The 15,384-nt window shown below is 61.2% G+C and carries 13 protein-coding genes and 1 pseudogene; 10 read left to right on the forward strand and 4 right to left on the reverse strand.

What is annotated here, in order from left to right:
* Window positions 1-37 precede the first annotated feature (37 nt).
* Complete coding sequence (locus tag HTT03_RS14370) at window positions 38-1,540, forward strand: class I adenylate-forming enzyme family protein (RefSeq protein WP_174860473.1); 1,503 nt, start codon at window positions 38-40, stop codon at window positions 1,538-1,540.
* A gap of 121 nt (window positions 1,541-1,661) precedes the next feature.
* Here the strand turns inward: HTT03_RS14370 and rpe are convergent, their stop codons facing one another.
* Together rpe and HTT03_RS14380 are read right to left on the reverse strand one after the other, a co-directional pair.
* Window positions 1,662-2,351, reverse strand: a complete 690-nt coding sequence (rpe, locus tag HTT03_RS14375) for a ribulose-phosphate 3-epimerase (RefSeq protein ID WP_174860474.1) — start codon at window positions 2,349-2,351, stop codon at window positions 1,662-1,664.
* A 63-nt stretch (window positions 2,352-2,414) separates the two neighbouring features.
* Window positions 2,415-5,395 (reverse strand): annotated as a pseudogene (locus tag HTT03_RS14380) (4Fe-4S double cluster binding domain-containing protein).
* A gap of 120 nt (window positions 5,396-5,515) precedes the next feature.
* Between HTT03_RS14380 and HTT03_RS14385 the strand changes: the two are divergent.
* The 4 genes from HTT03_RS14385 to HTT03_RS14400 all read left to right on the forward strand — a co-directional run bounded on the left by HTT03_RS14385 (window position 5,516) and on the right by HTT03_RS14400 (window position 9,604).
* Window positions 5,516-6,535: an ABC transporter substrate-binding protein gene (locus tag HTT03_RS14385; protein ID WP_174860475.1), complete on the forward strand. Its 1,020-nt coding sequence runs from the start codon at window positions 5,516-5,518 to the stop codon at window positions 6,533-6,535.
* Window positions 6,536-6,717: 182 nt separating this feature from the next.
* Window positions 6,718-7,980, forward strand: a complete 1,263-nt coding sequence (locus tag HTT03_RS14390; protein WP_174860476.1) for a cation:proton antiporter — start codon at window positions 6,718-6,720, stop codon at window positions 7,978-7,980.
* A gap of 57 nt (window positions 7,981-8,037) precedes the next feature.
* Window positions 8,038-8,805, forward strand: coding sequence for an ABC transporter ATP-binding protein (locus HTT03_RS14395; protein WP_174860477.1), 768 nt, complete (start codon window positions 8,038-8,040; stop codon window positions 8,803-8,805).
* A complete protein-coding gene (locus HTT03_RS14400; protein ID WP_174860478.1) occupies window positions 8,798-9,604 on the forward strand; it encodes an ABC transporter permease in 807 nt (268 codons plus the stop codon). Before HTT03_RS14395 ends, HTT03_RS14400 begins: the two co-directional genes overlap by 8 nt.
* 119 nt (window positions 9,605-9,723) lie before the next feature.
* On the opposite strand, the gene HTT03_RS14405 is transcribed toward HTT03_RS14400, so the two are convergent.
* Both HTT03_RS14405 and HTT03_RS14410 read right to left on the reverse strand, forming a co-directional pair.
* Window positions 9,724-10,215 carry a copper chaperone PCu(A)C gene (locus tag HTT03_RS14405; protein ID WP_174860479.1) on the reverse strand — a complete coding sequence of 164 codons (492 nt, stop codon included), beginning with the start codon at window positions 10,213-10,215 and terminating at the stop codon, window positions 9,724-9,726.
* Between the two features lie 44 nt (window positions 10,216-10,259).
* Window positions 10,260-10,628, reverse strand: coding sequence for a hypothetical protein (locus HTT03_RS14410; protein WP_174860480.1), 369 nt, complete (start codon window positions 10,626-10,628; stop codon window positions 10,260-10,262).
* Between the two features lie 159 nt (window positions 10,629-10,787).
* On the opposite strand from HTT03_RS14410, the gene HTT03_RS14415 reads away from it, so the two are divergent.
* The 5 genes from HTT03_RS14415 (at window position 10,788) to HTT03_RS14435 (ending at window position 15,382) form a co-directional block, all read left to right on the forward strand.
* Window positions 10,788-11,540: a FadR/GntR family transcriptional regulator gene (locus HTT03_RS14415; protein WP_217482840.1), complete on the forward strand. Its 753-nt coding sequence runs from the start codon at window positions 10,788-10,790 to the stop codon at window positions 11,538-11,540.
* Window positions 11,537-12,523: a D-erythronate dehydrogenase gene (denD, locus tag HTT03_RS14420; protein WP_174860481.1), complete on the forward strand. Its 987-nt coding sequence runs from the start codon at window positions 11,537-11,539 to the stop codon at window positions 12,521-12,523. Before HTT03_RS14415 ends, denD begins: the two co-directional genes overlap by 4 nt.
* 33 nt (window positions 12,524-12,556) lie before the next feature.
* Window positions 12,557-13,528, forward strand: coding sequence for a TRAP transporter substrate-binding protein (locus HTT03_RS14425; RefSeq protein WP_174860482.1), 972 nt, complete (start codon window positions 12,557-12,559; stop codon window positions 13,526-13,528).
* 70 nt (window positions 13,529-13,598) lie between these two features.
* The gene (locus HTT03_RS14430) at window positions 13,599-14,105 is read left to right on the forward strand and encodes a TRAP transporter small permease (RefSeq protein ID WP_174860483.1); all 507 of its coding nucleotides are present in this window, start codon (window positions 13,599-13,601) and stop codon (window positions 14,103-14,105) included.
* Window positions 14,102-15,382: a TRAP transporter large permease gene (locus HTT03_RS14435; protein WP_174860484.1), complete on the forward strand. Its 1,281-nt coding sequence runs from the start codon at window positions 14,102-14,104 to the stop codon at window positions 15,380-15,382. Before HTT03_RS14430 ends, HTT03_RS14435 begins: the two co-directional genes overlap by 4 nt.
* Window positions 15,383-15,384 lie beyond the last annotated feature (2 nt).

The raw sequence follows: 15,384 nt of genomic DNA on the forward strand, positions 1-15,384 counted from the left end.
AGAGGAGGGGGCCGCTTACAGGCAGGAGGAGACACCCATGAATGCCAAAGTACAGGATTTTCTAATCGAGCAATTGGCGACCCGGCCAGAGGCAGCAGCACTCAGCGACGCCGGTGGAGCCGCGTGGAGCTTTGCGGATTTAGACCGCGCACGCGTCGCCCTCGCTGCTGAGCTTAGTCGCGCAGGTGTGCAGGCGGGTGATCGCGTGTTGCTGATGGTGGAAAACTGCGTCTCTGCGGTGGCGTCGCTCTATGCCTGCTGGGAGTTGGGCGCCGTGGCGATCCCCGTCAATGCGCGTCAGACCGAGGCCGAAGTCGCCCGGATCATCGACCATGCGACCCCGGCGGCAGCTCTGCTGACCTGCGATGTCTCCCCCGACGCGGCAGCTCATGCCGAACGGCTGGGCGCAGATGAAATCTCGGGGTCTTTTGGCAGTCTGCACCTTGCGACCCCCCGGCCAAGCAGCCCGGACGCGGACCTGCACGATGTGGCCGTCCTGCTTTATACCACTGGCACAACGGGGGACCCCAAAGGGGTGATGCTTACGCATGGCAACCTGCGTTTTGGTGCGCGGGCGTCGGCGGATTTGCGGCAGATGAGGCCCGGCGATGTGGTCTATGGCGTGCTGCCGATGACCCACGTCTTTGGCCTTGTATCGGTGCTTATGGCGTCGGTCAGCGCTGGCGCACAGGTGCGGCAAGAGGCGCGTTTCTCTGCTGCGAAACTGCACGCGGCGACCCATGACAACGTGACCATCCTGCCTGCCGTGCCGCAGATGCACGCGCTGGTGATGCAATACTCCCGCGAACGCGGGATGCCCAAGTTGGAAAGCCCCTGTCTGCGCTATGTCTCCTCAGGTGGGGCGCCGCTTGATCCCGCATGGAAGCGCAAAGCCGAAGCCTTCTACGAACTGCCGCTGCAAAACGGGTTCGGCATGACCGAGACGACCTCCGGCGCATCTGCGACCAACAACCCCATCGGCTCACCCGATACGTCTGTCGGGCCTGTAACGCCGGGAACCGAATGCAAGATTGACGACCAAGCCCCCGGCGGCAACGGCGCGGGCGAAGGCGAAGTGCTGGTGCGCGGCCCGCATGTGATGAAGGGCTACTACCGCAACCCAACCGAAACTGACAAAGCGATTGACGCGGAGGGCTGGCTCCACACTGGCGATCTCGGCAAGCTCGACGAAAACGGGCGGCTACATATCCTTGGCCGCAGCAAAGAATTGATCATCCACGGCGGCTTTAACGTCTATCCGCCCGAAGTCGAAGCTGCGCTGAACGATCACCCTCGCGTGGTGCAGTCTGCCGTCGTGGGGCGGGTGAAAGGCGGCGACGAGGAGGTTCTGGCCTTCGTGCAAGTCGCCCCCGGCGACGATGTTACGGCTGAGGAGTTGCGCGGTTTCGTCAAAGAGCGTCTGACCGGCTACAAACGCCCATCACAGATCATCGTCGCAACGGACCTGCCCGCAGCGCCCACGGGCAAGATCTTGAAACACCGCCTGCTCACCGCATTTGCCGATCAGTTGGAGGGCTAAGGTCAGCCATCACCGCCCCCTCTTATCGGACGATAATACTTCCGCCTGCGGCATCGCGCCCCCCTCAAGGGGGCGCCAGAACGCCCCTGCACACAGTTAGCTTAGATACGTTCCGGCGAGATCAGACATAGGTGCCTTCAGCCGCTGCCCGAATGGCGCGGATGTTCTCACCATAGGGTGCCGGGTTGCTGACCGATCCGCCCTTGAAGGCCGCTGAGCCTGCCACCAACACATCGGCCCCCGCCTGTGCAACCAGTGGCGCGGTCTTGGGGTCAACGCCGCCGTCGATCTCAATATGGATGGGACGGTCGCCAATCATCTCGCGCAATGTGCGGATCTTGGCGGTCATGTCGATGAACTTTTGCCCGCCGAAGCCGGGGTTCACGGTCATCACGCAGATCAGGTCGGTCATGTCCAGAATGTCCGCCACAGCGCTCGCCGGGGTGCCGGGGTTCAGCGCCACGCCTGCTTTTGCGCCCGCATTGCGGATCGCTTGCAGGGTCCGGTGGATATGCGGCCCTGCTTCAACATGGGCGGTAATGACATCGGCTCCGGCTTTGGCAAAAGCCTCGATATAGGGATCGACGGGCGAGATCATCAGATGCACGTCCATCACGCCCTTGATATGGGGCCGGATCGCCGCGCACATCGCGGGGCCGAAGGTGATGTTGGGCACGAAATGCCCGTCCATCACATCCACATGCACCCAATCCGCGCCTTGCGCCTCAATGGCTTCGCATTCGGCTCCGAAATTGGCGAAATCGGCGGCGAGGATGGAGGGGGCGATCTTGATCGAACGGTCGAATGTCATGGGGCAGCCCTTTGTTGCAGAGGTTGGCCCCTCATAGCCCCTACGCACTTTTTGCGAAAGGGGCTAGAGGTCGAGTTCCAGCACTCCGCCGGGCTGTGCCGCCCGGGACTGGCAGAGGATGATTGCGCTGTTGCGCTGCTTGGCCGAGAGCACAAAGTCGCGGTGTTCGACCTCGCCCCCGCGCAGCCCGCATTTGCACACGCCGCAGATGCCATCGCTGCATTTCAGGTCCACCGGCACGCCTGCTTTGATCAGTGCGTCCGCGGCGGTTTCCTCGGCGCTCACAGCGATCTCGCGGCCCGAAGCGAGCTTGAGCGTGAACGGGTGGTTGACGTAATCCGGCGCTTCGGGTGTCGAGAAATATTCCAGATGCCGCGCGTCCTCGGGAATGCCTGCGGCCTCGGCGGCGGTCATGACCGCTTGCATGTAGGCGTCCGCCCCGCAGGTGTAGACATGGGTGCCGGGTGCGGCACGGTCCATGATGGCAGGCAGGTCGGCGCGGGTGTCCTCGGATGAGATATGCAGATGCACGCGGTCGGCCCATGGCGCTTGCGAGAGTTCGTCAGCAAAGGCCGCGGCCTCGCGCGTTGAGGCTGAGTAATGCAGATCAAAGGGGCGACCAATCGCGTGCAGACGATGGGCGAAGGCGATCATTGGGGTGATGCCGATGCCGCCGCCCATGAGCAGGCTATGCGGCGCGTCCTCGACCAGTTCAAAATGGTTCACCGGCTTTCCGACAAAGATACGCCGCCCTTTGGTGAACACCCGGTGCAGCAGCGCCGAGCCGCCCCGGCCCCCGTCTTCGCGCAGCACTGCGATGCGGTAGCGCTTGCGGTCGGTGGGATCGCTCAGCAGCGAATAGGGGCGCAGGAATTCGGGGGCGACGACCAGATCAAGATGTGCGCCTGCACTCCATGCAGGCAGGTCGTGGCCTTCGGGGTGGGCAATGTCATAAAACGCTGTGGTTGCGTTCAGGCGGGTGACCTCAGTGATGCGCAAGTCGAGTACCGGGGTGTCGCTGCCGACTTTATAAAGATGCAGATGATCGGTCTCGCCTGCTGCCGTCTTGCGGCGGTGTTCGTCGGCGCTTAGGAGCGCCGCGTGGGCCGCGATCCCCGCCTCGCGGTTCATCGGATCGGGGTAGGGCCAAGGGTGCGGGGCCAGAGGAGCAGGGTAGACGGCGAGGGTCTGGTCCTCGAACTTGAGGGCAAGATCGGGTTGCAGGTCGCGGGCGTTCACAGGCTGGGCTGGCGTGTCGAACCTACCCGAAGGATCACGCTCAATGTCCCACCACCATTTTTTCACCGGGTTCAGGCGGCCTTTGCCGACCTTGTCGTCGAGTTTGGCCAAGAGCGGTGCAGCGGCGGGCATATTGGACGCCGCCCAGCGAAAGGGCGCTTCGGCGAACAACCCTTCGAGGTTCCACGGGCAAGTCTTCATGCAGCGCCCGCACATCGCGCCGCCTTGGTTGGTGATCCGGTAGGTGGCGCATTTCTGGCTGTCGGATTTCCAAATTTCATAGCCGTTGAACATGCGCTTCGGCCCGGCTGTGATCGCGCCCGAGGGGCATTCGCGGGCGCATTTGTTGCAGGCTTCGCAGAACCTTTGCAGGCCGAAGTCGATGGGTTTGTCGTGGGAAATGGGCAGGGTGGTGGTCACCACGCCGGATTTCAGGCGCGGGCCGAGGAATGGGTTCAGGATCACCTCCCCGATGCGGCTGACCTCGCCGAGGCCCGCCAGCAGCAGAAGCGGCGGTTGCAGCACGTCGCCGTCCATCACCGTATGCGCCTTCGCAGCATGGCCAAGGTTGCGCAGATGTTGCGCCAGCACGCCGCCCAGCATCGAAAACCGCAGATAGGCGCGCATGGATTGCGACACGGCGATCCAGTCATCGCCCGAGGAACCTTCCATCGTGTCAAAGCCTTGGTCGATGATGAGGCTTAGCGCTTGGTCATGCGGCGGGGTGATCGGGGTGCCGGTGGCGTCGTGGCTGTACCACGTCCAGTCAGGGCAGGCCGAGAGACCGGCAGCATCAGCGCCCAGAAAATAGCTCGCCGCTTTAAGGTTCGCGGCGTTGCGGGCGGCGTTTGTCATAGCAGGCGCCGCGTCGTTTACCGGACCGTCTTGCAACAGGATCAGTGCGCCCAGCAGGCGGCGCTGCGCGGCGGAGGGGGCGGATTTCACCACATGATGCCCGCCCTTCATGGCGTTTTGCACCTTTGGCCCCATGTCGCCGAACTGACCGCGGGCAAAAAGATCACCGCGTTTTGGCACGCGCGGCACATTGGCAGCGTCGATATAGGTGGTCGGTTCGTCCACCCGTTTCAGCGTCTCAAACGGATGCGGCCCTGCGGCATAGTCGCGTCGCGCGTATGGGTCGACATCGCGGGCGCTGACACCACCATGGGTGCCCAACTGCCAATGCGGGCCTTTCAGCACCGACCACGGCTGCTCGCAGTCCCGCGCAGGCAGGCGCGTTCGGCTTGCGCGTCCATGATCCAATCGCTGCCCGGCTCATCTTCACGCGGGTCGCGGGGGTAGGCGGTGAGGATGACCAGCGCGTGGCTGTGGCTGTCGATCGACGTTTCCGGCGCATCCACCGTATCGCGCAGGTTCGCCATAATGACATCGACCCCGGCGGCCAGCGTCTTGGTCTGGCGGCTGCGCAGGTCTTGGGCGAGTTCTGCGCTGCCTTCGTTACGGCGAGGCGTTGGGAGGCGCGCGGCCTTTGGCAAAGCGCCGATGCCCATCATCGAGGCGTCATTGTAATAGCCGAAGGCTTTGAGGTGATTGGCCCGCTCCAACGGGCAGTCTGGAATTACCGCTCCTGCTGCATTGACCGGCCCGTCGCGCAGCAGGTCCATCATCGCCTGAAACGGTGCCATTGCGTTGCAGATGCTTTCCGGAGCGTCAGGCCGAACAAACCGCAGCGCGGGCAACGGCGCATCAGGCAGGCGAGCGAGGGCTGCAGGCAGGCGGTGCAGGCGTTCCAAAGGGAAGGGGCCAAGGTGCAGGGGGCGGGTTTTCGATGAAAAGAGCTTCATGGCAAATCGATGCCACGGGTCACCGCGAAACACCAGTGCGGCTTGGGGCGGTTCGCGGTGCTCTCGCTTGACTTTGCGGGCTGCGCCCGACCATGCTGCGCAAAAATGAGGAGTGAGACTATGACCCTGTTTACCCGCCGTCAGGCCATCGCAACCATGGGCGCCGCCACCGCTGTGGGCCTTGCGGCGCCCGCGCTTGCGCAGAACCGCAAGATCACCGTTGGCGCGCTGCGGTTCACCAGCCACGCGGGCAGCTTTGTCGCCTTTGAGCGGGACTATTTCAAAGACGCCGGGCTGGACGTGGAGCTACGCTTTTTTGAGGCCGCGCAACCGATGGCCGTAGCGATTGCCAGCGGTGATGTGGACTATGCCGTTGCGGCGATCTCTGGCGGTCTGGTGTCACTGGCGCAAAAGGGCGCGGTCAAAGTCATCGGCGGCGGGTTGCAAGAAGAGCCGGGCATTGATGGTCAAAAGTTCCTCGTGTCGGACGCGGCCTATCAGGCGGGCATTACTGAGCCGGGCATGTTGGACGGCAAAAGCTATGGCATGACCCAGGCCGGGTCGTCCTTTCACTACATGGGCTCCAAAATGGCCGAGGCAGAGGGCATCTCGCTCAAGTTCAAGCCGCTGCAAAAGGTCGGCGCGGTGATCGGCGCGTTAAAGTCGGGGCAGATTGATGCATGGTCCATCGTGCCGCATATCGCCAAGCCGCTGGCCGGGTCGGGTGCCGTGCATATCATCGGGGATGTGGCGACCTATCTGCCTGATTATCAGGTCACCACAATCTGCACCTCGGTCAGCAATGCCGAAGGGGAGCGCGAGATGACGGAGAACTTCCTCGCGGGCTATTCCAAAGGTGTGGCCGACTACAACGCGGCATTGATTGCCAAGGACGGCGGCGAAGACGGCGTGAATGAGATGGTCGATCTGATCCACAAACATGTCTACACCGACCGCCCGCGCGAGAAAGCTGCACCCTCGATCATTAACGGCACAATGCGGTTGAACGAAGGGGCCAAATTGAACGTCGCCTCGGTGCGCGATCAGTTGGAGTGGTTCCAGTCTGAAGGGTTGGTCGATAGCGATATCAGCTTGGAAACGCTGGTCGACACCTCCTATGTCGAGACGATGGGCAGCTAAGCAGCCAGCCGTTTAACCAAAGGGCGCATCGCGAAAGCGGTGCGCCTTTTTTGTTGCACGGGAGGAAAAGTCACGCTTTGACGGCGCTTATTGCGATTTATGGCAACCCGAAGGGGATGCGCGGCGTTGTCTTGTGACTGGCAAATTTGCATGGGCGCTGCATCCATGAATGGACACCCTCTATGAGCGATGGCACCTTTTTCGGGTTCGACAGCTACCATATCGCGCTTGGGGCGGTTGGCGCGAGTGTGATCCTCGCCAATTGGTTGCCGCGTTTCATCACCCGCCGCGAGCCTGCGTCCTCTGGCCTGTTGATCCTCTTCGGCATGGGCGTCTTTGCCTTTCTGCCCGGAATGCCGCAAGTGCCCGACCCGCGAACCCATCCGCATATCTGGGAGGTCGTTGCCGAGCTTTGCGTCATTGTTGCATTATTCGCCACCGGATTGCGGATCGACAGCCTGTCGAGCTTCAGCCGTTGGGGGCCTACGATCCGGCTGTTGGCGCTGACCATGCCGATCACCATTCTGGCAGTCGCGCTTTTGGGCTATGGTCTGGCCGGGATGACCATCGGCGGGGCGATCCTCCTGGGGGCGGTCATGGCGCCGACCGATCCGGTCTTGGCGGGCGATGTGCAGGTCGGACCACCCCAGGAAGGGGGCGAGCATCCGGTGCGCTTTGCGCTGACGACCGAGGCTGCGCTGAACGATGGGTTGGCGTTTCCTTTCGTGTACCTTGGCTTGCTGGTCGCGGCAGAAGGTCTGGCGCCGGGGGCGTGGGGCTTTGAATGGTTGGCGAGAGATGTGTTTTGGCGGATAGCGGTTGGCGCGGCGATGGGCGCTGCCGGGGGCTGGGCCTTGGGGCAGGTTCTCTTCAACGTCCCGCGCAACGCTGCCTTGGCCGAAACCTCTTCAGGCGTTGTCGCTCTGGCCGGGGTGCTCTTGTGCTATGGTACCACGGAACTGGTCGAAGGTTATGGTTTTATCGCTGTTGCCGTGGCGGGGCTGGTGATCCGCCGGATCGAGGGCGACCATGCATTCCACCGCCGCTTGCATGATTTTGTCTCTGCCGTGGAACATGCGCTGACTGCTTTGCTGCTGATCGCTTTGGGAGCAGTGTTGCCGATGCTACTGACGTCCCTCACCTGGACGGGCGCTGTGATCGTTGTGGTGCTACTGCTCGTCGTGCGCCCGCTTGGCGGCTGGCTATCCTTGGCTCGCACCCCGCTCACGGCACGCGACCGCTGGGTGGTGGCGCTGTTCGGTATTCGCGGCATCGGGTCGATCTACTATCTCGCCTATGCTGCTGCGAAGGTGGAATTTTGGGATGAGGAAAAGATTTGGGCCATCGTTGGATTTGCCATTCTTCTATCGGCGTTAATCCATGGGTTTACCGCAGGCATTGCGGTTGAAGGGCTCAGAACGCCCAAGGAGGGAGAGCGCAGCTAACTGCAATCTTTACGGTTGCGCATTGCACCCGCGTGCCTTTTGCCGGAAAAGAGCGCCATGGATCTCAAGCTCTCCTCTGTCAGCCATTATTACGGTGAAACGCAAGTGTTGCGGGACATCACGCTCGATATACCTTCGGGTCAGATCGTCTGCATAGTCGGCCCTTCAGGGTGTGGAAAATCCACGCTGTTGCGGATGCTCGGCGGGTTGGAGCGACCAACGACGGGGCGGGTGTTGCAACTGGGCGACGCGCCCGAAAACTGCTTAAATCCGCTGACCTATATCTTTCAAGATTTCGCGCTGCTGCCTTGGCGTACCGTGCGCGGCAATGTGGGTTTGGTGCTCGAAGATCATGGTTTAAGCAAGGCCGAGCGCGCGGCGATCATTGATGACGTGCTGGCCCGGACCAAGCTGACCGATTTTGCCGATGCGCTGCCAAAGCAACTGTCGGGCGGGATGAAGCAGCGCGTGGCGATTGCCCGCGCGCTGGCGGTGAACCCGGCGGTGATGTTGATGGACGAGCCGCTCAGCGCGCTGGACAGCCAGACCCGCGAATTGTTGATGGACGACCTCGTGGCGCTTTGGACGCGGCAACCTTTCACGGCGGTCTATGTGACCCACAACCTCGCTGAGGCGGTACGTCTGGGACATAAGATCGTGGTGCTGTCGCGCCGCCCGGGAGAGCTGCGTGAAGTGGTGAGTTTGGACATGCCTCTGGCGGAGCGCCGTCACGGTGATCCGGTGTTAGAAGCCCAACAGCAGCACCTCTGGAGCCTGATGCGCGACGAGGCTGCAGCGGCGGATGCGGAGTTGATTAATGGCTGACCTTACCGAAAGCACAGCACGCGAAGTGACTTTTCGCGGGGGCGGGTTTCAGCCCGGTCATCGTCGGGGAGTAGGGCTGGCCGTTTTCGTGGTGCTGATCCTGCTGGCCGAATGGGGCACGCGGAGCGGGTTTATCTCGCCGCTGACTTTGCCAAGGCCCAGTGATGTGCTGCTGACCTTTCAAGAGCTTTATCAGTCACGGATGCTGTTTAAACATCTTGTCCCATCGGTGACCCGTCTCGCGATTGGTGCTTTGATCGGCGCGTCGCTTGGCGTGGGCATCGGCGTCTTAATCGGGCTTTTTTCGCTGGTGCGCGCGGGGCTGGTGCCTCTGGTCGCGGCGATTTTCCCGATCCCCAAGATCGCGCTTTTGCCGCTCTTTGTCATTTGGTTCGGGATTGATGAGGCCAGCAAATACGCCCTGATCGCCTTTGGCACCTTCACGCCGACCGTTGTCGCCACCTATGCCGCGGTGGATAATGTGGACCGGGTGTTGATCCGCATGGGACAGAGTTTTGGCCTTGGCTGGTGGTCCATCGTGTCTAAGATTGTCGTGCCGGGGGCCATGCCGGGGATCCTGTCAGGCCTGCGCATTTCGCTGACGATTGCGATTATCTTGCTCGTCGCAGCCGAGATGCTGGGCGCGGAATATGGCATCGGTGCATATATCTTGCAGGCCGGCAGCCTTTACGATCTGGAGCGTTTGTTTGCGGGGGTTGTGATCCTGTCGCTGCTGGGCGTGGCCGTGTCGGCAGCCGTGGCGGCGGTGGAGCGGCGGGTGTTGAACTGGCGCGTTTGATGGCAAATTATGCGCCCGGTGCGGGGCAGCGAGAGTGGCCGTGCGCCGGATGCGTCTGCACAGGCTGAAATGCAAACACCGGCACAGCAGAGTGCCGGTGTTCATTGGTTGGGTGACAATTAGTCTTTCATGTCGTGGTGGGAGTGATCCATTTCGTCCCCATGCGCGGCGCGGCGGCTTTCGACGTTGAATGTAACATCAAGCGTGCCTGCTTTTTCAAAGGTCAGGGTCGCGGGGATCTTTTCGCCAATCTCAAACGGATCGCCGTTCAGCCCCATGAACATCACATGCAGACCGCCCGGCTTAAGCATCACCGTTTCGCCAGCGGGCAGGTCAATCCCCTCGACCGGCTGCATGCGGGCCACCCCCATGTCATCGGTCGTGCTTTCGTGAAGCGTCACGTCGTCGAAACCGTCGGCGCTTACACTCAGCAAGCGGTCTGCTGTCTCGGCAGTGTTGGTGATGCTTAGGTAACCACCGCCGACCTGTGCCGATTTAGGGGTTTCAAAGGCCATCGGGTGGGTCACGACAATATCGCCCAGCTTATAATCATGCGCGGCGGCGGGCAGGGCGAAGCAAGCGACGAGAGCCGCAGTGAAGAGGTTTTTCATTTGTTTATCCGTGGTTTGATTGAACTGTTTGAGTGAGGTTTCAATCAACCCACAGGCGGCCCACGAGCGGGTGGGGGGCCTGCTGATCTGCTGGTCCTTTGCACGGTGTGGTGCAGGCGCGGCTCGGTTTTGAGGGTGCACTGCGGGGCAATTAACATTTGCACGGGGGACGGAAGGATAAAGCCAGCCACAAGTCGGCAGGCTTCACATACCGGCGTGCCCAGTTCGTGGTCCAATGCCGATCCGGTGCAAAGATCGCTTAGATCACCGCCCGCCTGAACAAAGGCGATAAAGGCCGGGTCTTGCAGCCGTTCAGCCTGCCCGCGATGGGCAAAGGGAATGCTGGCCAGCGCAAGCGCGAGCAGGGCGGTCACCATGACCCGACGAAGATGAACGCGCGTTACAGACTGCATAGCCCCTGTTAGCCCGCACTCATGCCGATGACCAGCAACCGGCGCAGTGCTGCGACCCTATGTCGTCCTGCCCTTCCCACGATAGGTTGTCCAAAAATTTTAATTGACAAGAAATTGGTATGCTGGTCTGGTCAACGTACCAGTGTGCGGGGGGGATGCATGGGAGACGTGACATTGCTGGATATGGGCAACTCCTCCTTAGACAAGGTGGCGCATCGGTCTGTTAAGGATGAGGTGGCCGAGCGGATTGCGACCCTGATCGCGTCTGGCGTGCTGAGCGTTGGGGATGCGCTGCCCAGTGAACGCGACTTGGCGGCGACGATGGGCGTCAGTCGTGAGACGGTTCGGGGCGCGTTGCTGATCCTGTCGACCAAAGGGATAGTCTCTATCGTACAGGGCGCGCGGACAAAAGTAGTCTCCGACGATGTGGGGGATCTGGGTCTCTCTGCGCTGTCAAATGGCCGTGTCACGGATTATTCGCTCAAGGATGTCCATGAGGGACGGCTGATGGTCGAGGCGCGTTTGTCAGAACTCGCCGCCGCCCGCATCGATGGCAAAGCGCTGGACACACTGTCTGACTTGATCGAGATGCAGGAGAAAGCAACGGATGACCCGGTGAACTTCTTGATCGCGGACCGCGCGTTTCACATTGCGATTTACCAGTCCTGCGGCAATGCGCTTTTGTCCGATCTGGCAGCGACCCTTTATTCCTATCAGTTGAATGACCGTCGCCGCGCCATCGGCAAACCGGGCGCCATAGCGCAGAGCATCGCAGACCACCGCCTGATCCTCGCCGCGCTTGTGGCGCGCGATGCGCAAGCGCTGGCCACGGCCCTAGGCGTCCATGAGCGCCGTATTTACGACAGCACCCGAGAGTTGCTGGCAAACCCTACAAAAGAGGCGAATATATGAGAGTTGCCATCCTTGGCGCGGCCGGCATGATTGGGCGCAAACTGACCGACCGTATTGCGGCGACAAGCGAAATCGGCGGGCAGGCGGTTGATGCGTTGACATTGATCGATGTGATCGCCCCGGAAACAGTCGCGGGTTTTGCAGGCGCACAGGACGCTTTTGCCGCCGATCTATCTGCGCCAGACGTCGCGGCACGCGTGATTGCGGACCGCCCTGACGTGATCGTGCATCTTGCAGCCATCGTTTCGGGTGAAGCCGAGGCGGATATGGAAAAGGGTTACCGCGTTAATCTTGACGGAACACGGGCGCTGTTGGAGGCGATTGCTAGCGTCGAAGGCTACTGCCCCCGCGTGATCTTTGCTTCATCGCTGGCCGTGTTCGGCGCACCGTTCCCCGATCAGATCCCCGATGACTATCACCTGACGCCGCTCACCAGCTATGGCACGCAAAAGGCGATGGGGGAGTTGTTGTTGAACGACTATTCGCGGCGTGGCCTGGTCGACGGTGTGGGCATCCGCTTTCCCACCATCTGCATTCGGCCCGGCAAGCCGAACAAGGCGGCCTCCAGCTTCTTCTCAGGCATTCTGCGTGAGCCACTGAACGGCCAAGAGGCGATCTTGCCTGTCGGTGACGATGTGCGCCATTGGTTTGCAAGCCCGCGGGCGGCCGTGGGTTATATCGAACATGCCGCCACGATGGACACCGCATCAATGGGCGCGCAGCGCTGCTTGACCATGCCGGGCGTCAGCGCCACCGTGGGCGAACAGATCGAAGCGTTGGGGGCCGTTGCTGGTGACAGCGCTGTGGCCTTGATCCGCCGTGCGCCTGATCCTGCTGTGGCTAATATCGTCGCAGGTTGGCCGCGCGATTTTGATACGGCACGCGCCTTGTCATTGGGCTTTCGGGCCGAGCAAACATTCGGAGAGATCATTGCGGTCTATCTGGAGGACGAAATGGGCCAGAAGGCTCAGATCAGTGCCTGAACGGGCACATTTATCACCTTGGGAGGAACTTACATGAAACATACAATCTTTGCCTTTGCGAGCACGATCGCCGCTCTGGCCGCAACCACAGCCTATGCCGAACGCAATATCGTCGTCGGCCATTCCCTGTCCGAAGGCTCGCATTACGGCATCGGCGCGCAGGCGTTCATTGACACGTTGACCGAGCTTTCGGGCGGTGAATTCACCGGCTCTCAGGCGCCCGCAGGCCAATTAGGCGGCGAGCGGGACATGATCGAAGGGCTGCAGATCGGCTCGATGGATGTGGTAATCACATCGACCGGCCCCTTGGGCAACTTCGTGCCAGAGGTCTATGCCCTCGACCTGCCTTTCCTGTTCCGGGACTATGACCATGCCCGCAACGTGCTGGACGGCGAGATCGGTCAGGAACTGCTGGAGAAGATCGGCGAGAACCAGTTGGTCGGTCTGGCATGGTCCGAAAACGGTTTCCGCCATGTGACCAACTCGCAGCGCCCCGTGCGTGCGCCGGATGATCTGGATGGGCTGAAACTGCGCACGATGGAAAACAAGGTCCATATGGAAGCGTTCTCGCTGATGGGTGCCGCGCCGACGCCAATGGCGTTCCCTGAGTTGTTCACAGCCTTGCAGCAGGGTGTTGTTGATGGTCAAGAAAACCCGGTCACCGTGATCACCGCCTCCAAGTTCTGGGAAGTGCAGGACCACGTCTCGCTGACCGGTCACGTCTATTCGCCCGCGGTTGTGCTGGGCTCGCCCATTCTGCTCGACGGCCTGACAGATGAAGAGCGCGGCTGGTTCATGGAAGCGGCCAAAGCCTCCGCTGCGGCGACCCGCGCAGAGGTGAACCGTCTCGAAGAATCCGGTGTGGCGCTTCTGATTGAAAACGGCATGGAAGTCATCACCGACGTCGACAAGGCACCTTTCGCCGATTTGGCGCAGGCCTCCTACACGATCTACACCGATCAGTACGGTCCTGAACTGGTCGAGCGCATTCAAGCGGTCGAGTAAGGCTTAAAGTGGTAGGCGCGGATATCCCCGCGCCTGCTGCTGACTTTTCCCATCACCATAAGGACGTTTCATGCGCTATTTCCTGCGTCTCGAAGACTTCACCACTGGCGTAGCGCAACGCCTGTCCATCGCCTTTTTGGTTATTGCCGCCGGGTTGGCGCTCTATCAGGTGATTACGCGCTTTGCCTTTGGCGCGCCTTCCACTTGGTCTGAAGTCATCACCCGCTCTGCAATGATCTGGTCAGTGTTTCTGGGCGTGGCCGTTGCGTTTCGGCACGGGGCCATGATTTCGGTCGATGTGATCCAGAACGCGCTGCCCCCGCGCCTTGGGATTGGCGTCTATCTATTCGCCAATGTTGGCTCTCTGATCTTTTTTTCGGTCCTGCTGTGGCAGGGCTATCTGATGACGCTGCGGGTGATCCCGCAAAGCCTGTCAGCCCTCAATATCTCAATCGCTTGGGTCTATGCGGCCTTGCCTGTTGGGTCGGGCTTTATCCTGATCGCTGTTGCCGCGTCGATGGTGCGCGCGGTTCAGGGTGATTGGCTGATCGCACGCAATGCGGAGGACGTCGCATGAACAGCGCACTTGGTTTCTCGCTGGCAATCCTGTTCGTCCTTGGCGTGCCGATTGCCGTGGCTATTGGCCTCGCCTCTGTCATTGGCATTGAGGCGCAGGGCCGTCTGCCGCTGCTGCTTGTTGCCCAGCGGATGTTCACCGGGATCGACAGCTTTCCGCTCATGGCCATCCCGCTGTTTATCCTTGCTGGCAATCTGATGTCGGCGGGCGGCATTTCCCAGCGACTTGTTGATCTTGCCAAATCGCTGGTTGGTGGCATTCAAGGCGGGCTGGCTTGTACCTGCGTGCTGACCTGTATGCTTTTCGCATCGGTCTCCGGCTCCTCTGTCGCGACCACCTTTGCTATTGGTGCGATCCTCATTCCGGCCATGGTCAAACATAACTACCCCAAACCGCTGGCCGCCTCTATTCAGGCGTCCTCTGCCGAACTGGGTGTTCTGATCCCCCCGTCCATTCCGCTGATCCTTTATGGCGTCTCTACCGACACGTCGATCGGCAAGCTCTTCGTGGCGGGCCTTGGCCCCGGCGTGGTCGTGGCAGGTTCGCTCATGGCGCTTGTGCTGGTGATCTGCCGGGTGCGTGGCATTGGCAAGGATGACGGGATGGACCGTGCGGCTCCCGGCTCGGCGCTTAAGTCGGCCTTACCGGCACTGCTGGTCCCTGTGGTCATTCTGGGCGGCATCTATTCGGGCATCTTCACGCCGACTGAGGCCAGTGCCGCAGCCGTGGCCGCCGCGCTGATCGTGGGGATGTTGCTTTACAAAGAGCTAAAGGTCAGCGACCTGCCGGACATCCTGAAAAGCACGATCATCTCCACCTCAGCGATTATGATCATCATCTCGGCGGCAGCGCTGTTTTCGTTCCTGATCACCCGCTCCGGCCTGCCCAATGAAATCGCCGCATGGTTCAAGGACATCTTCGAGAGCCGCATCGCCTTTCTGCTGGCAGTGAACATCCTGTTGCTGATCGTGGGCATGTTTATCGAAACCTCGGCGGCGATCCTCGTCTTGGCACCGATCTTGACGCCCATCGCGATAAGCTATGGCGTTGATCCGATCCACTTTGGCCTGATCATCGTGGTGAACCTCGCGCTTGGGATGATCACGCCGCCCTTGGGGGTTAACCTGTTTGCCGCCTGCTCGGTGGCGAACCTGCGGGTGGAAAAGATCATCCCGCAGTTGGTGTGGTTCGTCCTTACGGTCTTTGCCGCCCTGATGGTCATCACCTACGTCCCTGCCATTACGCTCTGGCCGGTCGAATGGATCTTTGGAGGGTAAGC

Source organism: Sulfitobacter maritimus, from assembly GCF_013346665.1.
GTDB lineage: Bacteria > Pseudomonadota > Alphaproteobacteria > Rhodobacterales > Rhodobacteraceae > Sulfitobacter > Sulfitobacter maritimus.